The organism is Ruminococcus sp. NATIVEDY160 (assembly GCF_045819885.1).
Lineage (GTDB): Bacteria > Bacillota > Clostridia > Oscillospirales > Acutalibacteraceae > Ruminococcoides.
Genome location: NZ_CP162391.1, coordinates 329,187 through 350,270, shown reverse-complemented (window position 1 = coordinate 350,270; position 21,084 = coordinate 329,187). Strand labels below are relative to the sequence as shown.

Below are 21,084 nucleotides of genomic sequence, written 5' to 3'. Positions count from 1 at the left end.
ATAGAATTCTGTTAGACAACAGATTTTTTAGCGATATAACTGGGATATGAATCGAAGCCCATCAGCGAGCGGCCGTCCTTGATCTGAACGTCCTTGTCGATGATGACGTAGTTGAGGTTGGTGTAGGTGCCGATCTTGGTGTCCTGCATAACGATGCAGTTCGATAGCTTGGCGCCCTTGCCGACGTAAACGCCCTTGGAGATAACGCAGTTCTCTACCTCGCCGTCAATCACGCAGCCCTGAGCGATGATGGAGTTCTTGACCTTGCTCTCGAGGCCGTAGCGTGACGGAGCGTCGTCGCGGACCTTGGTGTAGATCGGGCGCTTGGGATTGAAGAGCTCGTCGCGGACTTCCTTCTTCATCAGATCCATATTGAACGCAAAGTAGGAATTGATGGAGCTGATAAATGCGGTGTAGCCCTTGTTCTCGAAAGCGAAAACTCTGAACTTGCCGACGGCGTCCTGAAGAACGCGCTTGATGTCGAGCTGGTTGAGGCTGAGCGCGCTGCGGATCTCGTTCATGAGCAGCTCCTTGCGGATAAGCAGAGAGCCGTACATGAAGTCGCTTTCCTCGGCGGTGTTGTCGGGCTTAACAAAGATCTGATTGACCTTGCCCGAAGCGTCAGCGTCGATGGTGATGGGTCTGTCATAGCCCGCGGGAATGATACCCTTCTTGTAAACGAGGGTTATGTCCGCGTTGTTCTTTGAATGGAAATCAAAGAGAGCGCTGTAGTCGAAATTGGTGACAACATTGCCCTGCTCGATGAGCACATACTCCTCGCGGCAGTGCTCGATGTAGCCGTGCATGTTGTAGATCGTCTCAACGAGGTTGGAGAAGGATTTGCCGCCGTAGGGTGTGAGCAGGGTCAGGTTGCTCCTTCTCTTTGAAAGGTCGTAGGCGCTGCCCGAGCCGACGTGGTCGGTCAGTGAGAGAAAGTTGCTCTTCGCAACGATGCCTACGTTGTTGATACCGGAATTGCTCATGTTGGAAAGCACGAAGTCGATCAAACGGTACTTTCCGCCGATGGGCACGCTTGCCGTGGTACGGGAAGCGGCGAGCTCCGGAATTTTGTCGTCTAAAGTTCCGGCAAAGATAAAGCCGAGTACATCATTACTTCTCATTCTGCTGCTACCTCCGTATCTGTGTCAATCATTTGCTTCGCGGGGACGAACGCGCCGTCTGCGATGACGGTGTTCTCGCCGATAACGGCAATGCCCCAGTCGTCGCGGTTCTCAACCGCCTCGGGACGCTGACCGACAACCGCGTTCTTGCCGATCACGGTGTTCTCGGCTACGATTGCGAACTGAACGCTGGCGCCTTCTTCGATGACCGCGCCGGGCATGATGATCGAGGAGTTGATTGTCGCGCCCTTGCCGACGGTAACGCCCGAGAAGAGGATCGAGAACTCCAGGTTGCCCTCAACGTTGCAGCCGTCCGCAACGAGGGAGTTCTGGATATTCGCGTCGGGAGATACATAGTGAGGCGGCATCATGGGATTGCGCGAATAGATGTCCTTGAGGTCGAGGGTGACGTTGGGATCGAGCAGATCCATGTTAGCTTCCCAAAGGCTGTCGATGGTTCCGACGTCCTTCCAGTAGCCCTCGAAGGGATAGGCGAACATTCTCTCGCCTGCCGCGAGCATGGTGGGAAGCACGTCCTTGCCGAAGTCGTGGCTGGAGCCTTCCTTCACTTCGTCCTCTGTGAGGTACTTGCGCAGCTCCTTCCAGCTGAAGATGTAGATACCCATGGAAGCGTTTGTGCTCTTGGGATGCTCGGGCTTCTCGTCAAACTCATAGATTTCGCCGTCCTCATGAGTGTTGAGAATGCCGAAGCGCGAGGCTTCCTCGAGCGGAACGTCGATTACCGCGATGGTGCAGGCGGCGTTCTTCTCCTTGTGGTACTCGAGCATCTTGTTGTAGTCCATCTTGTAGATGTGGTCGCCCGAAAGAATTACAACATAGTCGGGGTCGTAGCGCTCGATGTAGTTGATATTCTGGTAGATCGCGTTCGCGGTGCCCGAATACCAGTCAGCGCCCTTGATAGCCTGATAGGGGCTCAGACAGTTAACGCCCGAGTGCATTCCGTCGAGATCCCACGGCTGTCCGTTGCCGATATACTCGTTGAGGATCAGCGGCTGATACTGTGTCAGAATGCCGACTGCCTCAATGCCCGAGTTAACGCAGTTTGACAACGGAAAGTCGATAATGCGGTACTTTCCGCCGAAGGGTACGGCGGGTTTTGCAAGCTTCTTTGTCAGTACGCCCAGACGTGAGCCCTGACCGCCCGCAAGAAGCATTGCTACTACTTCCTGTTTTGGAAACATTTGCATTGATATAACCTCCGATATTTAATTTTATATTGTTTCTGAATGAAAACAGTTTATCGTACGGGCAAGCCCGTTTGTGTGCTTATTCGGCTTCTCCGTCGAAGCTCAGATAAATCACGCCCATTGGCGGAAGCGTCAGAGAAAGACCCTGGTTACAGCCGTGGATCTTCATCGGGACAGTCTCGAGCTTTTCGCCGTTGACAACGCCGCTGCCTCCGTAGCGCTCCTCGTCGGAGTTGAATACCTCGTTGTAAACGCCCGCGTTCGGCACTCCGATAAAGTATCCGTCGTGGCGCGTCGGCTGGAAGTTGCACACCGCGATGATCTCGTTGCCATGTGTGTCCGTGCGCTTGAATGCGATGACGGAATTCGTGAAGTCGTCGTGGTGGATCCAGTCGAAGCCCTTCCAGATAGTGTCCATCTCGTAGAACGGCGGATTGTCGGTATAGAACTTGTTTAGCTCGCGGTAGAACACCTGGAGCTGCGCGTGGTTCTTGCTGTCGAGGAACTCCCAGTCGACGATGCCGTCGACGTCCCACTCGTCGAGCTGACCGATCTCCGTGCCCATGAAGATGAGCTTCTTGCCGGGGTGTGCGAACATATAGGTCAGAAACGCCCTCAGTCCCGCCAGACGGTCGCCGCCGTTGCCGGGCATTTTGCTGAGGATAGAGCCCTTGCCGTTTGAAACCTCGTCGTGCGAGACGGGCAGGACAAAGTGCTCGGAGAAGGCGTAGAAAAAGCTGAACGTCAGGTTGTCGTGGTTGAACGGCCGCCACTTCGGGTCGAGCGTCATGTAGTGGAGCATGTCGTTCATCCAGCCGCGGTTCCACTTGTAGTCAAAACCGAGACCGCCGTCCTCAACCTTGTAGGTGACCTTCGGCCACGAGGTCGTCTCCTCGGTGAACATCAGCGCGTCGGGACAGAAGAGGTGCACCGCGGTGTTGAGCCGCTTGATGAAGTCGATCGCCTCGAGGTTCTCCTTGCCGCCGAAGCGGTTAGGCTCCCACTCGCCGTCCTTCTTGCCGTAGTCGAGATATAGCATCGACGAAAGCGCGCCTACTCTCAGTCCGTCGAGGTGGTACGTCTTGAACCAGAATACCGCCGACGAAACGAGAAAGCTGATTACCTCGGGACGCGCGAAATTAAACAGGCAGGTGTCCCACGAGGGACGCTCGCCGAGCTTCGGATCCTCGCTCTCGTAGAGGGCTGTGCCATCAAACTTCGAGAGCGCGAAGCTGTCCTTCGGGAAATTCGAGGGCACCCAGTCCATGATAACGCCGATGTTGTGGCGGTGGAGGGTGTCGATGAGGTACATCAGATCCTCGGGCGTGCCGTAGCGCGAGGTCGCCGCAAAGTAGCCCGTCGTCTGGAAGCCCCAGCTCGGGTCGTACGGGTGCTCCATCAGCGGCATGAACTGAACGTGGGTAAAGTGCATGTCGCAGAGGTAGTCCGTCAGCTCGTCGGCAAGCATTCGGTAGGTGTAGAAGCTGCCGTCGGGCTTGCGCTTCCACGAGCCCGCGTGGATCTCGTAGATATTCATGGGCAGGCTAAGCGAATCCGCCGTTTTCCTGCGCTCGATCCACTCTCCGTCGCCCCATTCGTAGCGCCCGAGGTCATAAACCTTCGACGCGTTGTCGGGACGCTCCTCCGCAAAAAACGCGAACGGGTCGGATTTCATTATTTTCTCGAACCACGGGGTCTCGATGCAGTATTTGTAGGTATCTCCCTGCCCTACCCCCGCGATGAACAGCTCCCAGACTCCGTCGCGGTTGCGGTTCATGAAGTTTTCGGTTTTGTTCCAGTCGTTGAAGCTGCCGACAACGGCAACATTCTGCGCGTTAGGCGCCCAGACCCTGAAAACAGCGCCCTTTTCGCCGTTCTTTTCAGCAAGGCGAGCACCGAAATATTCATAGCTGTATGCGCCGTCACCCTCGGCAAATACCGCGGACGCGGAGCGTTCCTCGCTCAGGCTGTAGTTCATAAATTCAACTCCTAATCAAAGGTACAAAAGGGTGTAGGCATTGCTGAAAATTGTGCATTAGTGCCTATAATTATTCCTAAATATATCATACCAAAAAATTATGGTGATTTCAAGCAAATTCAAAAATTTCTAAACTAACTTTTCGTCTATTTTTTATAAAACATATACAAATTATTATTGACTCAGCGGCAAAATTCGCGATTAACCGGGCTTTTTCGAGGTTTTTCGGTGCATAAATATTACCGCTGACACGGCTGTGTTAATCTCCGCCGCAAAACCTTGGCAAAAATGACGAAATTGCTCAGGGGTACAGCCGCCGAATGAAGCGCAAACGCCGTTCTTCGTTACGAATAAAAAAGCCGAAAGGTTATACGAAAAAAAGAGAGGTCTGATCGAAGTCAGACCTCCCGATTCAGTTCAATTTGAGAAACTAAACTCCAAAAGCCTAAGCAATTAGCCGAGCTCAGCGAAGTACTTGATGGTTCTAACCATCTGGCTGGTGTAGGAGTTCTCGTTGTCGTACCAGGAAACTACCTGAACCTCATAGAGGTCGTCGGCAACCTTGGAAACCATGGTCTGGGTAGCGTCGAAGAGTGAACCGTAACGCATGCCGATAACGTCGCTGGATACGATGGGATCCTCGTTGTAACCGAAGGACTCGGAAGCAGCAGCCTTCATAGCGGCGTTGATGCCCTCTACGGTAACGTCTGTGCCCTTAACAACAGCGGTGAGGATTGTGGTGGAGCCTGTGGGAACAGGTACACGCTGTGCGGAACCGATGAGCTTGCCGTCGAGCTCGGGAATTACGAGACCGATAGCCTTGGCAGCGCCGGTGGAGTTGGGAACGATGTTAGCAGCGCCTGCTCTTGCTCTTCTGAGGTCACCCTTTCTGTGGGGGCCGTCGAGGATCATCTGGTCGCCTGTGTAAGCGTGAATGGTGCTCATGATACCGCTCTGGATGGGAGCATACTTGTTGAGAGTATCAGCCATGGGAGCGAGGCAGTTGGTGGTGCAGGAAGCAGCGGAGATGATCTTGTCCTCGGGAGTGAGAACGTTCTCGTTTACGCTGAATACAACGGTGGGAAGATCCTTGCCCGCGGGAGCGGAGATAACAACCTTCTTGGCACCTGCATCGATGTGAGCCTGGCTCTTAGCCTTTGAGCAGTAGAAGCCTGTGCACTCGAGAACTACGTCAACGCCGATCTCGCCCCAGGGAAGCTCAGCAGCGTTAGCCTTAGCGTAGATGGTGATTTCCTTGCCGTCAACAACGATTGAGTTCTCCTTAGCCTCTACGGTGTGGAGATTCTCGCCGATGGTGCCGCAATAGCCCTTCTGAGCGGTGTCGTACTTGAGCAGGTTAGCGAGCATCTTGGGATCGGTGAGGTCGTTGATAGCTACTACCTCGTAACCCTCTGCGCCGAACATCTGTCTGAAAGCAAGACGTCCGATACGGCCAAAGCCGTTAATTGCAACTTTTACTGACATAATAAAATTCCTCCTAAAATTAAGATACATATATTATATTACATTTCTTTCATTTATTCAATAGTTTGATGTAAAATTGACAGTATTTTTTCAAATTTTCGCCATTGCTTCACAAAAATGCTGTAACATATTTATCAAATCTTGCATTTTTCACATACATTATTCAAATAAGCAATTAAATTTTTGTGAATATGTTATTTCCGTCTTGACAACCGCTTGATTTTATATTAAAATTAGAAAAGAATACGAAGTTATGCGTATTTCCAGGAGCAGTTTTTTCACAACCGTGCCTGTCTTTTTTAATCAGACTCTCCTATAGAAGAGCCGTTTATTATAGATATTTTTTATACATTTAATAGCCAACCAGTTTGGATGTAAAAAATATTTTATGAAAATTGAATATCTTGATTAACGGCACCTTCGGAGTCTATTGATTGGGAATGAATTACTTAAAAAACTAATTAAGAGGAGGTGTCATGGGAATGCAGCTGTTTTTAGCGATAATTCTGATAATTGTCGCTTTGCTGGCAGGCGGCGCTATCGGTATCGCCGTCGGTATCAACGTGCGCAAGAATACTGCCGAGAAGGAAATCGGCAGCGCCGAGGAAGAGGCTAAGCGCATCGTTGCCGACGCTATCAAGACCGCCGAGGCTAAGAAGAAGGAGTATGTCCTTGAGGGCAAGGACGAAGTCCACCGCTTCAGAAACGAGAGCGAGAAGGAAATCTCCGACAGACGCAAGGAAGTTCAGCGTCAGGAACGCCGTATCCAGCAGAAGGAAGAAACGCTCGACAGAAAGCTCGACAACGTCGAGAAAAAGGACGAGCGCGTAAACAAAAAGCTCAAGGAAGCTGACCAGAAGCTCGAGGAGATCGAAACCCTCAAGAAGAGTCAGTTTGAAATGCTCGAGAAGATTTCGGGCTATACAACAGAGCAGGCAAAAAGCTACTTGCTTTCCCAGCTTGAAAGCGAGCTCGCGCACGAGAAATCCGTCAAGATCATGGAGTATCAGGCGCAGCTCAAGGAAGAAGCGGACGAAAAAGCCCGCAACATTATTTCACTTGCTATTCAAAGACTTGCCGCTGAGCAGGTCGCCGAGGCAACCATTTCGGTTGTACCTCTCCCCAATGACGAGATGAAGGGCAGAATCATCGGTCGTGAGGGACGTAACATCAGAGCGATCGAAACGCTCACAGGCGTAGACCTTATCATTGACGATACGCCCGAGGCGATCACCCTCTCGTGCTTCGAGCCCGTAAGGCGCGAGGTCGCGAGGATCGCGCTCGAAAGACTCATTTCCGACGGACGTATTCACCCCGCCAGAATTGAGGAAACCGTTGAAAAAGCCAGACGCGAGGTGGACGCGACCATCAAGCGCGAGGGCGAGCGAGCCGTGCTCGAGCTCGGTATCCACAACATTCACCCCGAGCTTGTCAAGATGCTCGGACGGCTGCGTTACCGCACCAGCTACGGTCAGAATGTACTCAACCACTCTATCGAAGTGGCTTATCTCGCGGGCATGATGGCGAACGAGCTCGGTCTCGATCCCACCCTCGCAAAGCGCGCGGGACTGCTGCATGATATCGGCAAGGCTATCGACCACGAGGTCGAAGGCACTCATATCCAGATCGGCGTTGACCTCGCCAGAAAATACAAGGAAAGCGACGCGGTTATCCACGCGATCCACGCCCACCACGGCGACGTCGAGGCCAAGACTATCGTCGCCTGTCTTGTTCAGGCTGCCGACGCTCTCTCCGCCGCAAGACCCGGCGCGAGAAGAGAAAACGTCGAGAACTACATCAAGCGTCTGCAGAAGCTCGAGGAGGTCGCCTCGTCCTTCAACGGCGTTGAGCGTTCCTTTGCTATCCAGGCGGGACGCGAGGTTCGCGTTATGGTCAAGCCCGAGGTCGTCAAGGACGAGCGTATGGTTCCGCTCGCGAGAGAGATCTGTAAAAAGATCGAGGAAGAGCTCGAATATCCCGGACAGATCAAGGTCAACATTATCCGCGAAAGCCGTGCGACTGAGTTCGCGAAGTAAATTTAAAAATCCGACAGGCAGCGTTTGCTGCCTGTTTTTGTTTTTTTCGCAAACAAAAAGCGCTCCCGAACGGAAGCGCTTTCGCTGTATGTTATGCCTTTTTCTTTATGACGTTGCACGACAGCGCCTTGACTGGCTTGCCGAGGGCGAATAGTATGAGAATCTCGGGTGCGCATTTGACCGCCAGACTGATTCCGCGCGCGGAGAGATAGAACAGGTAGCTCGGCTCCTGAGCGTAGAGAATGTACAGCCAGTATGCCGCCATGAAGCTCTCGACCACAAGCGCGTTGACCGCCCACGCGATCGCGATACGCGGCAGGCTGAGCTTCTCGTTGTAGAGCGCGAAGCCGTAAATCAGACCCGTCAACAGACCGCTGATCGTGAAGCCCGGAAAATACGCTCCGCCCGTCGGCGCAATCAGAAACGACAGCACGTCGCCCAAGGCTCCGACGAGTCCCGCGGGAATCGGGCCGAACATCGCGCCCGCGACCGCAATCGGGATAAACGCCGCCGAGAACTTGACCGTGTTGCCGAACATCGGCAGCGTGGCGTTCGCGAACATTCCCAGCACGATCCTCAGCGCGAGCAGCATTGCGACAGCCGCCAGCGAGCGGATATCCTTCAGCTCGAACAGAGAGGCGGGAAATTTCTTAAGATATCTCATATTAACCCCCAAAAATAAAAGGCGGACAAAGCTGTCCGCCGAAAAATTCAAACGACAGCGGGATGCGAAAACGGAACCGCAGGCGAGCCTTTCATCTCCGCGACAACTCCCCGTCCGCGGAACACTTCACGCTCCGTTTTCTACTCTGGTTTCTATAATATTATAGCACTCTATGCCAATTTGTCAACCCCCTGCGGATTTCGCTGTGAGAATCAGATGATTTTCGCGAAAATCAGCAGAACCATCAGCAGGGTCACTACCGCGACGGCAGATACAATAACGAGAATGATCGTGTTGACCTTTTTGTTCTCGCCGTCGTTGCTTTCGCGCTGCGGAATCAGCTTCGACTTGCGCAGAGCGGTGACAACGCCCTTGTAGAGCAGAAGCACGACAGCTGAGTTGAGAGCCGCCTTGATCGCGTTGAACGGAATCAGCAGCGGCAGGAACAGATCAAGCACCGCCTCGCGCGGTACACCCATGTAAATCGGCGTCATGATGTAGTTCCACAGCAGCATAATGCCTATCATCGCCAGAGAACCCGAAACAAGTCCGATGATCGCTCTGCCCATTGTCTTTTTGCGGTGGTAAATTACCGACGCTACGCCGACGAACGTCGCAGATGCGAGAAAATTCATCAAAAGACCGATCGGACCCGTGGTGCTGATCGTGATCATCTCGACGAAGCAGACGACCAGCGACATGATAAGTCCCGGGATAGTGCCGAAGATGAACGCGCCGATGGTGAGGATTACCTCCTTGGGCTCGTAGGTGAGAATGCCGCCGATGTTCGGGATCCTGAGAAAGATATCCGCGGCGATCGCGAGTGCGGTGAGCATAGCCATGGCCGCGACAGCCTTGATACGCTCGTTTCCTTTGACAGTCATAAAATGACCTCCTAAAAATATTATTTTAGGCTGTTCGACGCCGGTAGGTGCTTTCGCCCGCCTAAAGAAAAATGTCCCGACGCTGCTGCGTCGGGACATTATGCGCGTATTTGTTGCGGCAGAGCCGCTGTGCGCGTTTTCTATCATCCGGACTTTAACCGTCGGTGCCTGAATTTCACAGGCTCGGCAGACTTTCGTCTGTTCGCGGACTATAACCGCCGGTGGAGAATTTCACTCCGCCCCGAAAACAACCTATAGGGCACCTCTAAAAATATAGAGTTGTGCAGAGGTGCAGATATTTTATAGTAGATTATTGTCAAAACGACGAAGTCATACTGACGTATAACAAGGAGTTTTGGCAAGAATATGCTGTGAAAGATTTGTGCCTATGGGCGGCTGGATATTTTTAGAGGTGCCCTATATATTATTATATGCACGTGCGTCGATTTGTCAAGTGATTTACATTGTTCGCAGGAACTTTTTTGTTTCGCCGTCTATCCTGCGGCTCTCGACCGCCTTCTGAACGGCTTTGCCGAACACCTCGCGGCTGAGGTTGTTGTGCCTGTAATACTCAAGCGCCTGTCCGGGACACTTCGCGAGAGCCGTAGCCAGAAGCCACGCCTGAGCCATCTGCACGTAGTACGCTCCGCTTTGCACCTTATCCGTCCGCTCGAGGACGCGGCCGATGTACTCGCCGTCGAGATAGTAATTGAGCATGAGCACGAGCGCGACGCGCTGTTCCCAGTCGCCGCCGCTCAGGTACTCCCCTATGTGTTCAAAAAACTCCGCCCTGTACTTCTTCACGCCCTTTAGTCCCGAGCAGAAGCAGTCGCAGACCGCCCAGCTGTTGACATAGGGCAAAAATCCGTCGGAAAGAGCGCGCAGGTCGTCAAAGCCCTCGGGTTTTATCAGCCCCGTCACTATCGCGCGGAGGATCCGCTCCTCGTAGTAATCATCGCCGCAGATCTCAAGAAAGCCGCGTGGGTCGTTCCTCGCGATTTCCTTGGCTATTTCGCGCAGGCGGGGCATTCTCACGCCGAGTATCCTGTCCTTTTCCTCGTTCGGCACGAGTGAGGAATGGAAGTCGCGGTACTTTCCGTCAGCCGACGCTCTCAGCTCGTCAATCAGAATTTGGTAATTATCCCTTGTCAGCTTTTCTGTGGGCATTGTCGTACACCTCGCAGGGAGTGTTGAGGTCAAGGTAGGCGATGTCGTGGTGAGGCTTCTGCTTGTCGACGGGCGGACGCTGCATATAGTCGCCGAAAACGCGCGTCAGGTAGTCGTCGTAGCCCGACATACAGGGCATTTTCAGCCCCTCGAAGGTAACGTAGTCAATTCCCTCGTAGATCTCCTTCGGGTACTCGAAGCGCATCCAGTACGGCCCCGAGCAAAGCTCCGTCACGCACTTGTTCTCGCTTAGCCTGTACTTCTTCATGTGTTTCTCGCAGGCGCGCCAGATTTTGTTGCGCAGCTTCCTGCCGCGGAATATCCCGAGCAGGACGCGGCTGCCGAAGCCGAGGATACCGCCGTGGTTCTCGGGCACGACCTGAGCCAGAAACAGAGAGTAGAGCATCGTCCAGACGAGCTGACGCTTGCGCGCGAACCTTCCGTCGGGCGCGACGTCGAGCGGAAATACGTCGAGCACCAGTCCGTGCGGAATGTCGACGTCGACCTGATTCGTCTTGACCATGGTGTAGTTTGTGTCGGTGATTGTGATGAAGATGTTGCCCGTAAAGACCTCATCGTCGGTTTTGAGCAGGCGGAAGCGGCCGTCCATGCCCTGTTCACGCCAGAGCACTGGCAGCTTCTCGTAGTCCTCGCGCGGGAGCATGACGTCGACGTCGTCGTCCCACGGCACAAAGCCGCCCTCGCGGAGAGCGCCGATCAGACCGCCGCCTATCAGCCAGAAGGTGAGGTTGTTCTTCTCGCAGAAGTCGCGGAAATATACGAGCATATCGAGCTGCTTGAGCTGCAACTCGCGCAGCAGCTCCGGAGTTAATTCTACCTTGTCCATACGGCACCTGTTACTTTCTTGTGTTTTCCTTGATTTTGCGCTTTACCTTCTCGATGTGCTCCTTGGCGTGGCTGTTCTTGATCTTGCGCCGCCAGAAGGGTATCTGCAGCAGTCCGACGAGCGTTCCTACGCCGTAGGCGACGTGAAGAAGCGGAAATATCAGCGGCAGCAGGAAGAACTGCGGCTGTACGTTCTTGAGGGTGAAGCAGCCGACGGTGTTGACCGCGTCGAACATACCGTAGACGAGCAGCAGCATATACAGCAGCATCGGTCTGCCGAGCGCCGCGGCCACGGTAAGCAGGAGAACCATCATCACGAAGATGAACGGCGCGAAGTGGAAGTAGCTAAGACACCCCGGGCACTCCGAAAGCGTCAGGCCTATCCACCTGCCGTTTGAGTATTTCTGGCGGATCATGTGCTTGAGGGTATTCCTCGAGTGCTGGTACGAGATGATATCAGGACAGCAGCACATCTTGAATCCCGCCATTCTTATGCGGTAATGGAACTCGTTGTCCTCGGTGCGTCCGAGGTTTTCGTTGAAGCCGCCGACCTTCGCGATGACCTTTCGCCTGTAGGCGGCGTGGAAGAGGCTGTCCATATACTCCTTCTGCGTCGCGGGACGGCGGTATGCAGCGATCGAGCTGCCGAACAGCGAGTCCTCTGCCGCAAGGAGAGTCAGCTTCCACGAGCTGACGTTTGAGCTGATGTTCGGTCTGCCGCCGCCGACAACGTTCTCGCCCTGCTTGAGGTTATAGACGTTGCGCGAGACGAAGTTGCGCGGAATGCGCGCATGTGCGTCGACGCGGATAATAACGTCGCCCGTCGCGGTCATGAGCGCGGCGTTCCACGAGAACGCCTGATTGCGCTTGGCGCACTGGACGATCTTGACGTCGAGGAAGCCGTAGTCGGTGTTCCTGAACTCCTCCATGCGCTCATAGGTCGAGTCGGTAGACATACTGTCAACAAAGACAATTTCAATTTTCTCGTGCGGGTACTCCTGCAGCGAAATATCGCTGAAAAGTCCCTCGATCGCCTCAGCCTCGTTGTAGGCGATCATGCAAAGTGAAACAATCATGCTATCAGTCCTATATTTTATTATTCATCGCAAAGAGCCAGCGCGCCGAATTCATCAGCGTCACGGCGAGATACGGAACCACATACAAAGTCGGTATGATAAAGAAGCAAAGCGCGATCCAGCCGAGCATGCTGAAAATCAGCTTTATCAGCGCTCCGCTGCAACGGAATGAAAATCCGATAAAACCGAATACATAGTAATACGCCGGGCGGCTGTCGTTTATGGCGTACGCCGCGAGCGGATAGTGGATAAAGAAGATGTATACGAAGATCTGCCATATCACAAGCACCGCAGTGATCGCAGGCTCGGGCAGAACGCCGCCGAGCAGCCTGCCCGCGATAGCGAGAGGAGCCGTCAGCAGCGAATAAAGTGCGCATAGTCCCATGTTGACCGCGAGGGTTCTGAAATACCTGCGCGGAGAAGAGAAGAAATAAAAGAAGCTGTTTATCTCGCAGCCGCCCTTGACGGCGGTGTCTGCGGCGAGCCTGAAGAAGCCGTTGATAAGCGGAGAAAATACCGCCGCGAGCACCAGCGCTCCGAATTCGAGCAGCAGGTACCACAAAAAGCTGTCGCCCGTGACCTCGCCCGACTCCGCGTCGACGAGGTTGAGGAGATACGCCGCGAAAACCGGCACGTCAAAGATGATAACCCCCATGACGGCAAGAGCCAGAAATCCGGCAATCAGCGCGGTAATATTGCCCCTGAGCGATTCGCGCGCCTGTTGTTTGATGATCCTTTCCCTGCTCATAGTCACTCCAGTGTGTACATTCTGTACATCGCCTCAAAGCAGATCTGCATATGCCTGAGGAAGTTTTCCTTGTCGACGCTCTCGTCGGCGTTGTGCATGCGGATATCGTCGCCATTGAAGTTCGGGCCGAAGGCGACTCCCTTGCCGCCGAGCTTGCGCGCGTAGGTGCCGCCGCCGGTGGAATAAAGCTCGGCTTCCTCGCCCGTTACGGCGCGGTATGCGTCGCCGAGGAGTCTGATAAGCTCGGAGTCCTTCTCAACATAGAGCGGTTTGCCGTGGTGCAGGAGCTTTACTCTCAGTCCGCTGCTCTCGGCGACCTTGCGGAACTGGCGCATCACGTAGTCGCCGTTGATCGTGACGGGATAGCGGATATCGAAGCACGCGCGCGCTTCGTCGCCCTCGATGTGGACGCTGCCGAGGTTCACGGTCAGCGCGCCGGACACCGCGTCGCTCATCTTAAGCCCGAGCGACCTGCCGTTTGTCTCGCTGTTGAGGGCGTAGTCGATGAAAGACGCAACAGCACCGATCTCGTGAACGTCGTAGGCGTTGGCGATCAGATCTATCAGCGCCGCCGCCGCGTTGAAGCCCTTCTGAGGCTCGCAGGCGTGAGCTGCTCTGCCGCGGCTGATGATCATCAGGCCGTCGAGCGTATGGTTGAATTCAAAGCTGCCCTCGCCCGCGTCGGCAAGGCGCATGAGAAGCTGCTCGTCGTAGCCCGATGAATCGAGCATTACATATGCGAGGTCGGGTACGGCGTTGACTGCCTTGCCCGCGTGGAACTGCGAGAGCACCGTCGCCTCGTTGGTCGGGGTGCTGATTTCGACGTGCAGTATGCCCTTTTCGGCATAGCAGATGCCGTACTCGCTGTCGGGAGTGAAGGCGAGGTCGGGCAGCGGCTTTTTGGCAAAATAGCCCTCCATGTCGGTCATGCCCGTCTCCTCGGCGGTGCCGAAGATAGCCCTGAGGGTGTTTTTGCCCTCAACGCCCAGCTCCCTGAGCGCGCGCATGCAGTAGAGAGCGACCATCGCGGCGCCCTTGTCGTCGGCGATACCCCTGCCGTAGAGCCTGCCGTCGCGCTCGGTGAGAGCGTATGGGCTGAGGCTCCAGCTGTTGCCCGCGGGAACTACATCGAGGTGTGTCAGCACCGCGCAGAGTCTGCCGCCCGAGCCGAGGTCTACCTGACCGCTCTTGTCCGTGACGCGCTCGGGAAGAAGTCCGAAGTCCTCTGCCCTCTTGAGCACAAACTCAAGAGCCTTTTCGCAGTCCGCGTCACGCGAGCCGTCGATGGATTCAATCGAGATGAGGGTGTTGAGATCCTCAAACAGCTCGTCTTTATATCCGAGAATTTTTTCTGATAGCATTGCGTTTTCTCCTTATAATCCAAATAATCAGCACCGCCGTGAGGTAAACGGCAAGCACGATTCCAGCGCAGGCGCTGACCTGTAAGCCCAATCTGAACCCCGGGGTTTCGTAGTGAAAGACGATGTCGCATTTCGACTTGCCGGGTACTCTGACCGCCATCAGACCGAAATCGACCTTTTCTATGTCAACGGGCTCGCCGTTTACCTCTGCGGTGAAGCCCTCGCTGTATGGTATGCTGAAAAACATCAGTTTATCGCTGCCGAAGTTCTCGTACTCCGCGCAGAAGCCGTCGTCGGTGTAGCGGAAGCTGTCGCAGCAGTCCTGAGCGAGCTTTTCGCAAGCCTCGCGGTACGGCTGCTCGCCGAAGGCGTAGCTCTCGACCGAGCTCTTGAACAGCTTCGGCTCGGTGCCGTAGAGCGCGCTGTAGCGCTTCTCGGTGTAGCCCGTGATGTCGGAGTACTTCGCCATCTGCTCGCGGGTAAGCACCATTCCGTAGAGCAGCGCCTGAGGTCTGTTCTGGTCGGCTACGCGGTCGAACTCCTCCTCGGTGACGTAGTTGTCAAAGACGAAGCCCATCGGGATATAGCACTCGTTTTCGTATATATCAAAGCCGTTGCACTCCTTGAGGAACTTCCAGCAGGGCATCTTGGTGTTGCCGTCGATGTCGACGAAGCTCTCGTCCTTGGAGTGGTCGAGGTTGTCGTGGTTGTAATCGAAGTAATATTTTGTACTGAGCAGCGGACGGATTCCGTATGCGCTGAAATCAGGCCGCGAGGCTACGTCGCGGGTTATGCCGATATTCTTGTAGAACTGCATGATCGACGGCGAAACCGAGCTCTGGAAGCAGTTGATGCTCTGCACCTTCCAGTACATCGCGGTGTTGTCAACGTCCTTATAGAAATCGCTGCGCACGTCCTCGAGGTCGTCTATCTCGATCTTGTCGCGCTGGTTGATGATATATCTCTGGATAGTCTGGGTGGTTCCGCTCTCGAGCACGCCCGTTCCGACAGAAAAGTACGAGGCTCCCATCGCGACGGCGAAAACGCCCGCCGTCATCGCGACAAACCACCGCCGTTTTGTGTTGCCGAACTTGCGGTAGAGCAGTATAAAGCAGAGCAGACCGACGAGGGCGAATATCGCGTATATCCAGAAACGTATCCTGTCAGCCTCGACGCCGAGCCTGAATATCTCCTTGTCCTTCTCCTCCGTTAAATCGGGCATAACGCCGATCAGCAGCGAGAAGCCCGCCGTGATTCCCGCCGACCAAACAAAGGCGCGGTTCCAGTCGGCGCGCGTGTCCTCGACCGAGCGAAGGGTGGCGAGCACCATCATCAGCACGAGCATATAGAACCATCTCGTGTAGAAAATCGAGATATTGAGCAGCTGGAACATACTGTTGAGCGCGGGAACCGCCGCGAAGAGTATGAGCAGCAGTATCATCTTCTTGAGCCAGCTCTTTCTGTGGAGCTGGAGATAAGCTATCACGCCCGTCATTCCGAAGAACGGCAGCCAGCCCGCGACGCTCGCCCATTTGCAGTTTGAATCGGGCGTGAAGGTCGGCAGAGCAGGTATGTCCGCCGGGAAAAAGAACGCGAGCAGCATCAGCCAGTAGCGCTGCGGTCTGTCGTAGACAAGAGCGTTCCAGCCCTTGGGGTAGCTGTCAAGGCGCGGATTGCCGAGAAGTCCGAGGACGCTCGGAAGCAGCATGAACATCGCGCCCGCAAAGCCTATGAGCACCTCGAGCGCGAGCAGAAGGAACTCGGTGATTCTGAACTTCCAAGTCTTCGTGCAGGCGAGGACAATGAAATACATGATTACAAACAGCGCCTGTCCGACGAAGAAGTAGTAGTTTACAACGCACGCCGCGCATACCGCGACCGCAAATATTCCGCGCCGCCTGTCGTAGAGGAAGCAGTCGAGAGCCGCGAGCAGCAGCGGAAACATCATCATCGGCTCGTGGAAGTGGAAGAAGAACACGTTGTAGAGCGAGAAGCCCGAGAACGCATAGAGGATTCCGCCGACAGCCGCGTAGCCCTTGAAGCGGACGTGGCGCTGCAGCCAGAGGTACGCCGACGAAGCGGTGCAGGCGAACTTCAATATCAGTATCGGACCGATAAGGTACGGCACGAATTCATTCGGGAACGGGATAGTCAGCCAGAAGAACGGACTGCCCATCAGATAGAAGCTGTAGCTCGCGAGGGTGTCGGTACCGAGGTCGGTCAGGTGGTTCCACCCGAGGGTGCCGTCGCGCACCTGTCCGTGAATGAGCTGGTAGAACGGGATCTCCTGTACGTTGAAATCACCGAAGTAGAAGAATATGCCGTTGTTAAAGACTATAAACGGCACAAACAGCAGCAGCGCCATGCACAGCGCGGCGGCGAAGGTCAGCGCCAGCCAGTGGCGGCTTTTTACGGAGTAGGGGTTGAGTCTTTTGCCCATATAATAACTTTCCTTTGACTTTTTGGGTGAGAGATACTATACTGATTAATGACAGCAGCGGCAGGTACAGCCCTGCTATGATACACTATCACTTTATTATAACACAAACAGACGTGAATTGCACTAATTTTTGTAAATTTTTTCAGGAGAAACCGTTATGTCACAATCAAATTTCTACGCCATGCTTTCGCGCATGAAATATATCAACCGCTGGGGTCTGATGAACAACACACGATACGAGAATATCAGCGAGCACAGCCAGCAGGTCGCGGTGCTCGCGCACTGTCTGGTTCTTATCCACAACAAGCGCTTCGGCGGCAGCCTCAACCCCGAGAGAGCCGCGCTGCTTGCGGTGTTCCACGACGCGACAGAAATCATCACCGGCGACATGCCCACCCCCGTAAAGTACGCGAACCGCGATATCCGCGATATTTACAAGGACATCGAGGACAAGGCTTCTGACAGGCTGACCTCTATGCTGCCCGAGGACTTCCGCGACGAATACAGCGATATCCTCAGGCAGTGCGGCAGCGGCGACGAAGAGCTCAGGGTCTTTGTCAAGGCGGCGGACAGGTTATCGGCACTTATCAAGTGCATCGACGAGATGCGCATGGGCAACGACGAGTTCAAAAAGGCAAAGGAGACCATCGAGCAGTCAATCCGCGATATGAAGCTGCCCGAGGCGGAGGTTTTTGAGCGCGAATTCCTGCCCGCGTTCTCACTTCCGCTCGACGAGATGTCGTAATGACGCGGTTTTTGCCAAAAGCCGCTCCGGTGTGAATAACACGTGAAAAATTGAGAAAAATATGCAATAACCGCTACTGTAAGCAGCCAAATTTCGTCACACTACGACTTAATATTTCTTTGAAGGAATTATTTGCGGGAATTATTATGATATAATATCTAAATGTTTATAGTGAATACATACGGTTAATTTGGAGGCGTTATATGGCTAACAAAGACAGTGTTGTAGATATCAGCTCCAATACTCAGGTATTTAAGCTGTACAACAAAAAAGGCAGGGTTCGCCGGATCCTCTGTTTGATTTTCTCCATTCTTTTCCTCTTGGGCGGCAGCGGACTTGTGTATTACTACACTATCCTCAATTCCATGAACTTCGTGGATATCTCCAAGGATCCGGATACAGGCTCCAAGCAGACAGGCGCGACCACACCCACCGTGGGCGAGCTCAACGGCAGCGGAACGCAGCTTACTGTCGGCGACGGACAGCTGCTTCAGGACAGCAAGGTCCTCAATGTTATGCTCTTCGGTGAGGATAACAAGGGCGAGGACGAGCACGGCAGAACCGACACAATGATCATGATGTCGATCGACAACCGCCACAAAAAGCTCAAGCTAACCTCGTTCCAGCGCGACACCTACGTATATATCCCCGGCTACGGCAACAATAAAATCAACGCCGCCTACACCTACGGCGGTCCGAAGCTGACGATCGAAACGATCGAGGCAAACTTCGGTATCAAGGTTGACCGCTACGCTGTCGTCGACTTCGACAGCTTCATCGATATCATCGACACCCTCCACGGCATCGACATGGAGGTCACCGCCGACGAGATCGCCTATATCAACTATCAGATGTACAAGAACGGCCAGTCCGACGAGTGGTCAACGATCAAGGATTCGCCCGGCATCGTCCACCTCAACGGTCAGGAAGCCCTCTGGTACGCGCGCAACCGCGGTCTGACAAAGGGCGAGGACGACAACGAGATCGGTCTGGACGGCGACGACTGGGACAGAACCTCACGTCAGCGCAAGCTGCTCGAGACTATGTTCAACCGCTTCAAGAGCGCCGACCTCGGACAGATCATCTCGATCGCAAGCTCCGTCGGCCCGATGATCACCACCAACCTCAAGAAGGACGAGATCACAGCTCTCGTTTCTCACGCGCTCACCTACCTGAGCTACGATGTTGAGCAGTATTACGTTCCCACCGAGGGTCTGTGGTACTACAACGACAACACCGACGTAGGCTCCGTAATCGAGATCGCGAACATGGACGCGCAGCGACTTGCCTTCGCGCAGTTCATTTACGAGGACGCGCTCACCTCGCCGACAGGCGAGACCTACCCCGCGCCCACTACCCTTCCCGCGGGATCTCCCGCGACGACTCCCCAGACTACGGGAACGCCGACGGCACCGCAATTCTAAATACAAACGGCACGCGCAGCGTAATGCTGCGCGTTTTGTTTTTTAAATTTAATATATTGAAACGCGCCTGAAAGTATGATATTATTTTATTACATTGATACCATAAAATCAAAGGAGAGATTAACATGAAAAACAAGCTGTTGAGCGCGGCGCTTGCCGCTGTCATCACCCTGTCCTGCTGCACCGCGTCCGTCGCGTCATTCAGCGCGGCACAGACGGACGATACTGCCGGCAGTTCGCAGTACGCGCAGGATTCGATCAGCGGCGCGGCGGTTCTGCACTGCTTCAACTGGTCGTACAACGAAATAAAAAAGAACCTGCCCCAGATTGCCGAGGCAGGCTACACTGCTGTTCAGACCTCGCCCGTTCAGCAGCCCAAGGACTACAAGTCGAGCTACACCGAGATGAGCGGTCAGTGGTGGAAGCTGTACCAGCCGCTCACGCTCAGCATTGCCGACGGCGGCACGTCATGGCTGGGCACTAAGGCGGAGCTGAAGGCTATGTGCGAGGAAGCGGACAACTACAACATCAAGGTCATCGTCGACATCGTATCGAACCACATGGCGAACAAGCAGGAGGGCGGCGGCTACAAGAACCTCAGCCCCGACGTCGAGAGCGATATGAAGAACGCCGACTACTACCACACCGAGACCTACGCCGCCTCGGACAGCGCACGCTACTCCATGACTCACGGCCACATCGGCATGCCCGACCTCAACACCGCCAACAGCCACGTACAGCAGCGCGTGCTCGGTCTGCTCGAGGAATGCGTTGACTGCGGAGTCGACGGCTTCCGCTTTGACGCGGCAAAGCACATTGAGCTGCCCTCGGACAACGACAAGACAAAGAGCGACTTCTGGTCTGTGATCATTAACGGCATAAAGAAGAAAAAGAGCGATGTTTTCTGCTACGGCGAGATACTCAATTCCGCCGCGACCGACACCACAAACTACACGGAGTACATCGCCATTACCGACAACAGAACCGGCAACTACGCGCTGTCGGTGGCTAAGAGCAAGAACGCGAAATCCCTTTCAAAGAACACGTATATGATGGGCGCAGCGGCGGCTGACTCTGTTCTCTGGGCTGAGTCGCACGACACCTACATGAACGAGGGTACCGACGCCATCGACAATTCGATCATATATAAGGCGTGGGCTATCACGGGCGCGAGAGCCGAATCCACCTCGCTCTACCTCGCGCGTCCGAACTCAAAGATGGGTCTTGCGAGCACCGACGACGGCTGGAAGAGCAAAACCGTCAGCGAGATCAACAAGTTCAAGAACTACTTCATGGGCGAGGGCGAAAGCCTCTCCTACTCCGGCAAAACCGCCTACATCGAGCGCGGCACAAAGGGCGTGAGCATCTCAAAGCTCGACGGCGAGGGCAGCGTAAGCCTTGAGGCTAAGTCCATGGAGGACGGCACCTACAAGGATCAGATCACGGGCAATACCTTCACCGTCAAGGACGGGATCATCAGCGGTGAGGTCGGCTCGACCTGCGTTGCTGTCGTATACAATCCCGAGCCCGAAAAGCCCACCGTCACCGTTACGATCGGCGACGCCGACCTCGACGGAGAAATCACGGTCAACGACGTTACGATGGTTCAGAAGTACATCGCCGAGCTCGAGAAGCCCGAGTATATCAAAGTTACCGGAGATACCAACGGCGACGGCACTGTGGACATCAACGACGCGAGCACAATTCAGATGTATCTGGCTGAAATGCCGGTTGAGAGCCTTGTCGGCAAAACCGTAAAGGTCGAAAAATAGAATTTTTACAGGTAAATAACCCGCGGCGGCAGTAATTCTGCCGCCTTTTTTTCGATAATAAAATTCTTTATTGAAAAATAATTTGACAAAATTGTAATTAACTCTTGACATTTTTGTCATAAAAAGGTA

At 54.3% G+C, this 21,084-nt stretch carries 16 protein-coding genes and 2 riboswitches; of the genes, 4 read left to right on the top strand and 12 right to left on the bottom strand.

What is annotated here, in order from left to right; all coding sequences use genetic code 11:
* Window positions 1-11: 11 nt before the first annotated feature.
* The 4 genes from glgD to gap form a co-directional block, all read right to left on the bottom strand.
* Complete coding sequence (gene glgD, locus AB1I49_RS01665) at window positions 12-1,121, bottom strand: glucose-1-phosphate adenylyltransferase subunit GlgD (RefSeq protein WP_316612569.1); 1,110 nt, start codon at window positions 1,119-1,121, stop codon at window positions 12-14.
* Window positions 1,118-2,323: a glucose-1-phosphate adenylyltransferase gene (locus AB1I49_RS01660; RefSeq protein ID WP_186833872.1), complete on the bottom strand. Its 1,206-nt coding sequence runs from the start codon at window positions 2,321-2,323 to the stop codon at window positions 1,118-1,120. Before AB1I49_RS01660 ends, glgD begins: the two co-directional genes overlap by 4 nt.
* An 85-nt stretch (window positions 2,324-2,408) precedes the next feature.
* Complete coding sequence (glgB, locus tag AB1I49_RS01655; protein WP_186833852.1) at window positions 2,409-4,307, bottom strand: 1,4-alpha-glucan branching protein GlgB; 1,899 nt, start codon at window positions 4,305-4,307, stop codon at window positions 2,409-2,411.
* A gap of 453 nt (window positions 4,308-4,760) precedes the next feature.
* Window positions 4,761-5,792, bottom strand: coding sequence for a type I glyceraldehyde-3-phosphate dehydrogenase (gap, locus tag AB1I49_RS01650; RefSeq protein WP_186833851.1), 1,032 nt, complete (start codon window positions 5,790-5,792; stop codon window positions 4,761-4,763).
* Between the two features lie 482 nt (window positions 5,793-6,274).
* On the opposite strand from gap, the gene rny reads away from it, so the two are divergent.
* Window positions 6,275-7,828 carry a ribonuclease Y gene (gene rny, locus AB1I49_RS01645; protein WP_186833850.1) on the top strand — a complete coding sequence of 518 codons (1,554 nt, stop codon included), beginning with the start codon at window positions 6,275-6,277 and terminating at the stop codon, window positions 7,826-7,828.
* A 91-nt stretch (window positions 7,829-7,919) separates the two neighbouring features.
* Here rny and AB1I49_RS01640 read toward each other — a convergent pair whose 3' ends face one another.
* The 8 genes from AB1I49_RS01640 to AB1I49_RS01605 all read right to left on the bottom strand — a co-directional run bounded on the left by AB1I49_RS01640 (window position 7,920) and on the right by AB1I49_RS01605 (window position 17,014).
* Entirely contained in the window at window positions 7,920-8,492 is a 573-nt protein-coding gene (locus AB1I49_RS01640) for a folate family ECF transporter S component (protein WP_316609923.1), read from the bottom strand.
* 53 nt (window positions 8,493-8,545) lie between these two features.
* Window positions 8,546-8,642, bottom strand: a riboswitch (THF riboswitch).
* 62 nt (window positions 8,643-8,704) lie between these two features.
* The gene (locus AB1I49_RS01635; RefSeq protein WP_316609921.1) at window positions 8,705-9,376 is read right to left on the bottom strand and encodes an ECF transporter S component; all 672 of its coding nucleotides are present in this window, start codon (window positions 9,374-9,376) and stop codon (window positions 8,705-8,707) included.
* A gap of 131 nt (window positions 9,377-9,507) precedes the next feature.
* Window positions 9,508-9,629, bottom strand: a riboswitch (FMN riboswitch).
* A 206-nt stretch (window positions 9,630-9,835) separates the two neighbouring features.
* Window positions 9,836-10,543: a DNA alkylation repair protein gene (locus AB1I49_RS01630; protein ID WP_407721230.1), complete on the bottom strand. Its 708-nt coding sequence runs from the start codon at window positions 10,541-10,543 to the stop codon at window positions 9,836-9,838.
* A complete protein-coding gene (locus AB1I49_RS01625; protein WP_405317423.1) occupies window positions 10,515-11,390 on the bottom strand; it encodes a LicD family protein in 876 nt (291 codons plus the stop codon). The genes AB1I49_RS01630 and AB1I49_RS01625 overlap by 29 nt, the downstream gene beginning before the upstream one ends.
* 10 nt (window positions 11,391-11,400) lie before the next feature.
* Window positions 11,401-12,465, bottom strand: coding sequence for a glycosyltransferase family 2 protein (locus AB1I49_RS01620; RefSeq protein ID WP_316609917.1), 1,065 nt, complete (start codon window positions 12,463-12,465; stop codon window positions 11,401-11,403).
* A gap of 10 nt (window positions 12,466-12,475) precedes the next feature.
* On the bottom strand, window positions 12,476-13,213 hold the full coding sequence (locus AB1I49_RS01615; protein ID WP_407721229.1) for a hypothetical protein: 738 nt from the start codon (window positions 13,211-13,213) through the stop codon (window positions 12,476-12,478).
* 2 nt (window positions 13,214-13,215) lie between these two features.
* A complete protein-coding gene (locus AB1I49_RS01610) occupies window positions 13,216-14,574 on the bottom strand; it encodes a Sapep family Mn(2+)-dependent dipeptidase (RefSeq protein WP_407721228.1) in 1,359 nt (452 codons plus the stop codon).
* A complete protein-coding gene (locus tag AB1I49_RS01605; RefSeq protein WP_407721227.1) occupies window positions 14,546-17,014 on the bottom strand; it encodes a YfhO family protein in 2,469 nt (822 codons plus the stop codon). Before AB1I49_RS01605 ends, AB1I49_RS01610 begins: the two co-directional genes overlap by 29 nt.
* A 157-nt stretch (window positions 17,015-17,171) precedes the next feature.
* Between AB1I49_RS01605 and yfbR the strand changes: the two genes are divergently transcribed.
* From yfbR to AB1I49_RS01590, 3 genes are all read left to right on the top strand, one after another.
* Window positions 17,172-17,759 (top strand): 5'-deoxynucleotidase, encoded by a 588-nt coding sequence (gene yfbR, locus AB1I49_RS01600; protein ID WP_407721226.1) that lies wholly within the window; start codon window positions 17,172-17,174, stop codon window positions 17,757-17,759.
* 203 nt (window positions 17,760-17,962) lie between these two features.
* Window positions 17,963-19,183, top strand: coding sequence for an LCP family protein (locus AB1I49_RS01595; protein ID WP_407721225.1), 1,221 nt, complete (start codon window positions 17,963-17,965; stop codon window positions 19,181-19,183).
* Between the two features lie 125 nt (window positions 19,184-19,308).
* Window positions 19,309-20,955 (top strand): alpha-amylase family glycosyl hydrolase, encoded by a 1,647-nt coding sequence (locus AB1I49_RS01590; RefSeq protein ID WP_407721224.1) that lies wholly within the window; start codon window positions 19,309-19,311, stop codon window positions 20,953-20,955.
* The last annotated feature ends 129 nt before the right edge of the window (window positions 20,956-21,084 follow it).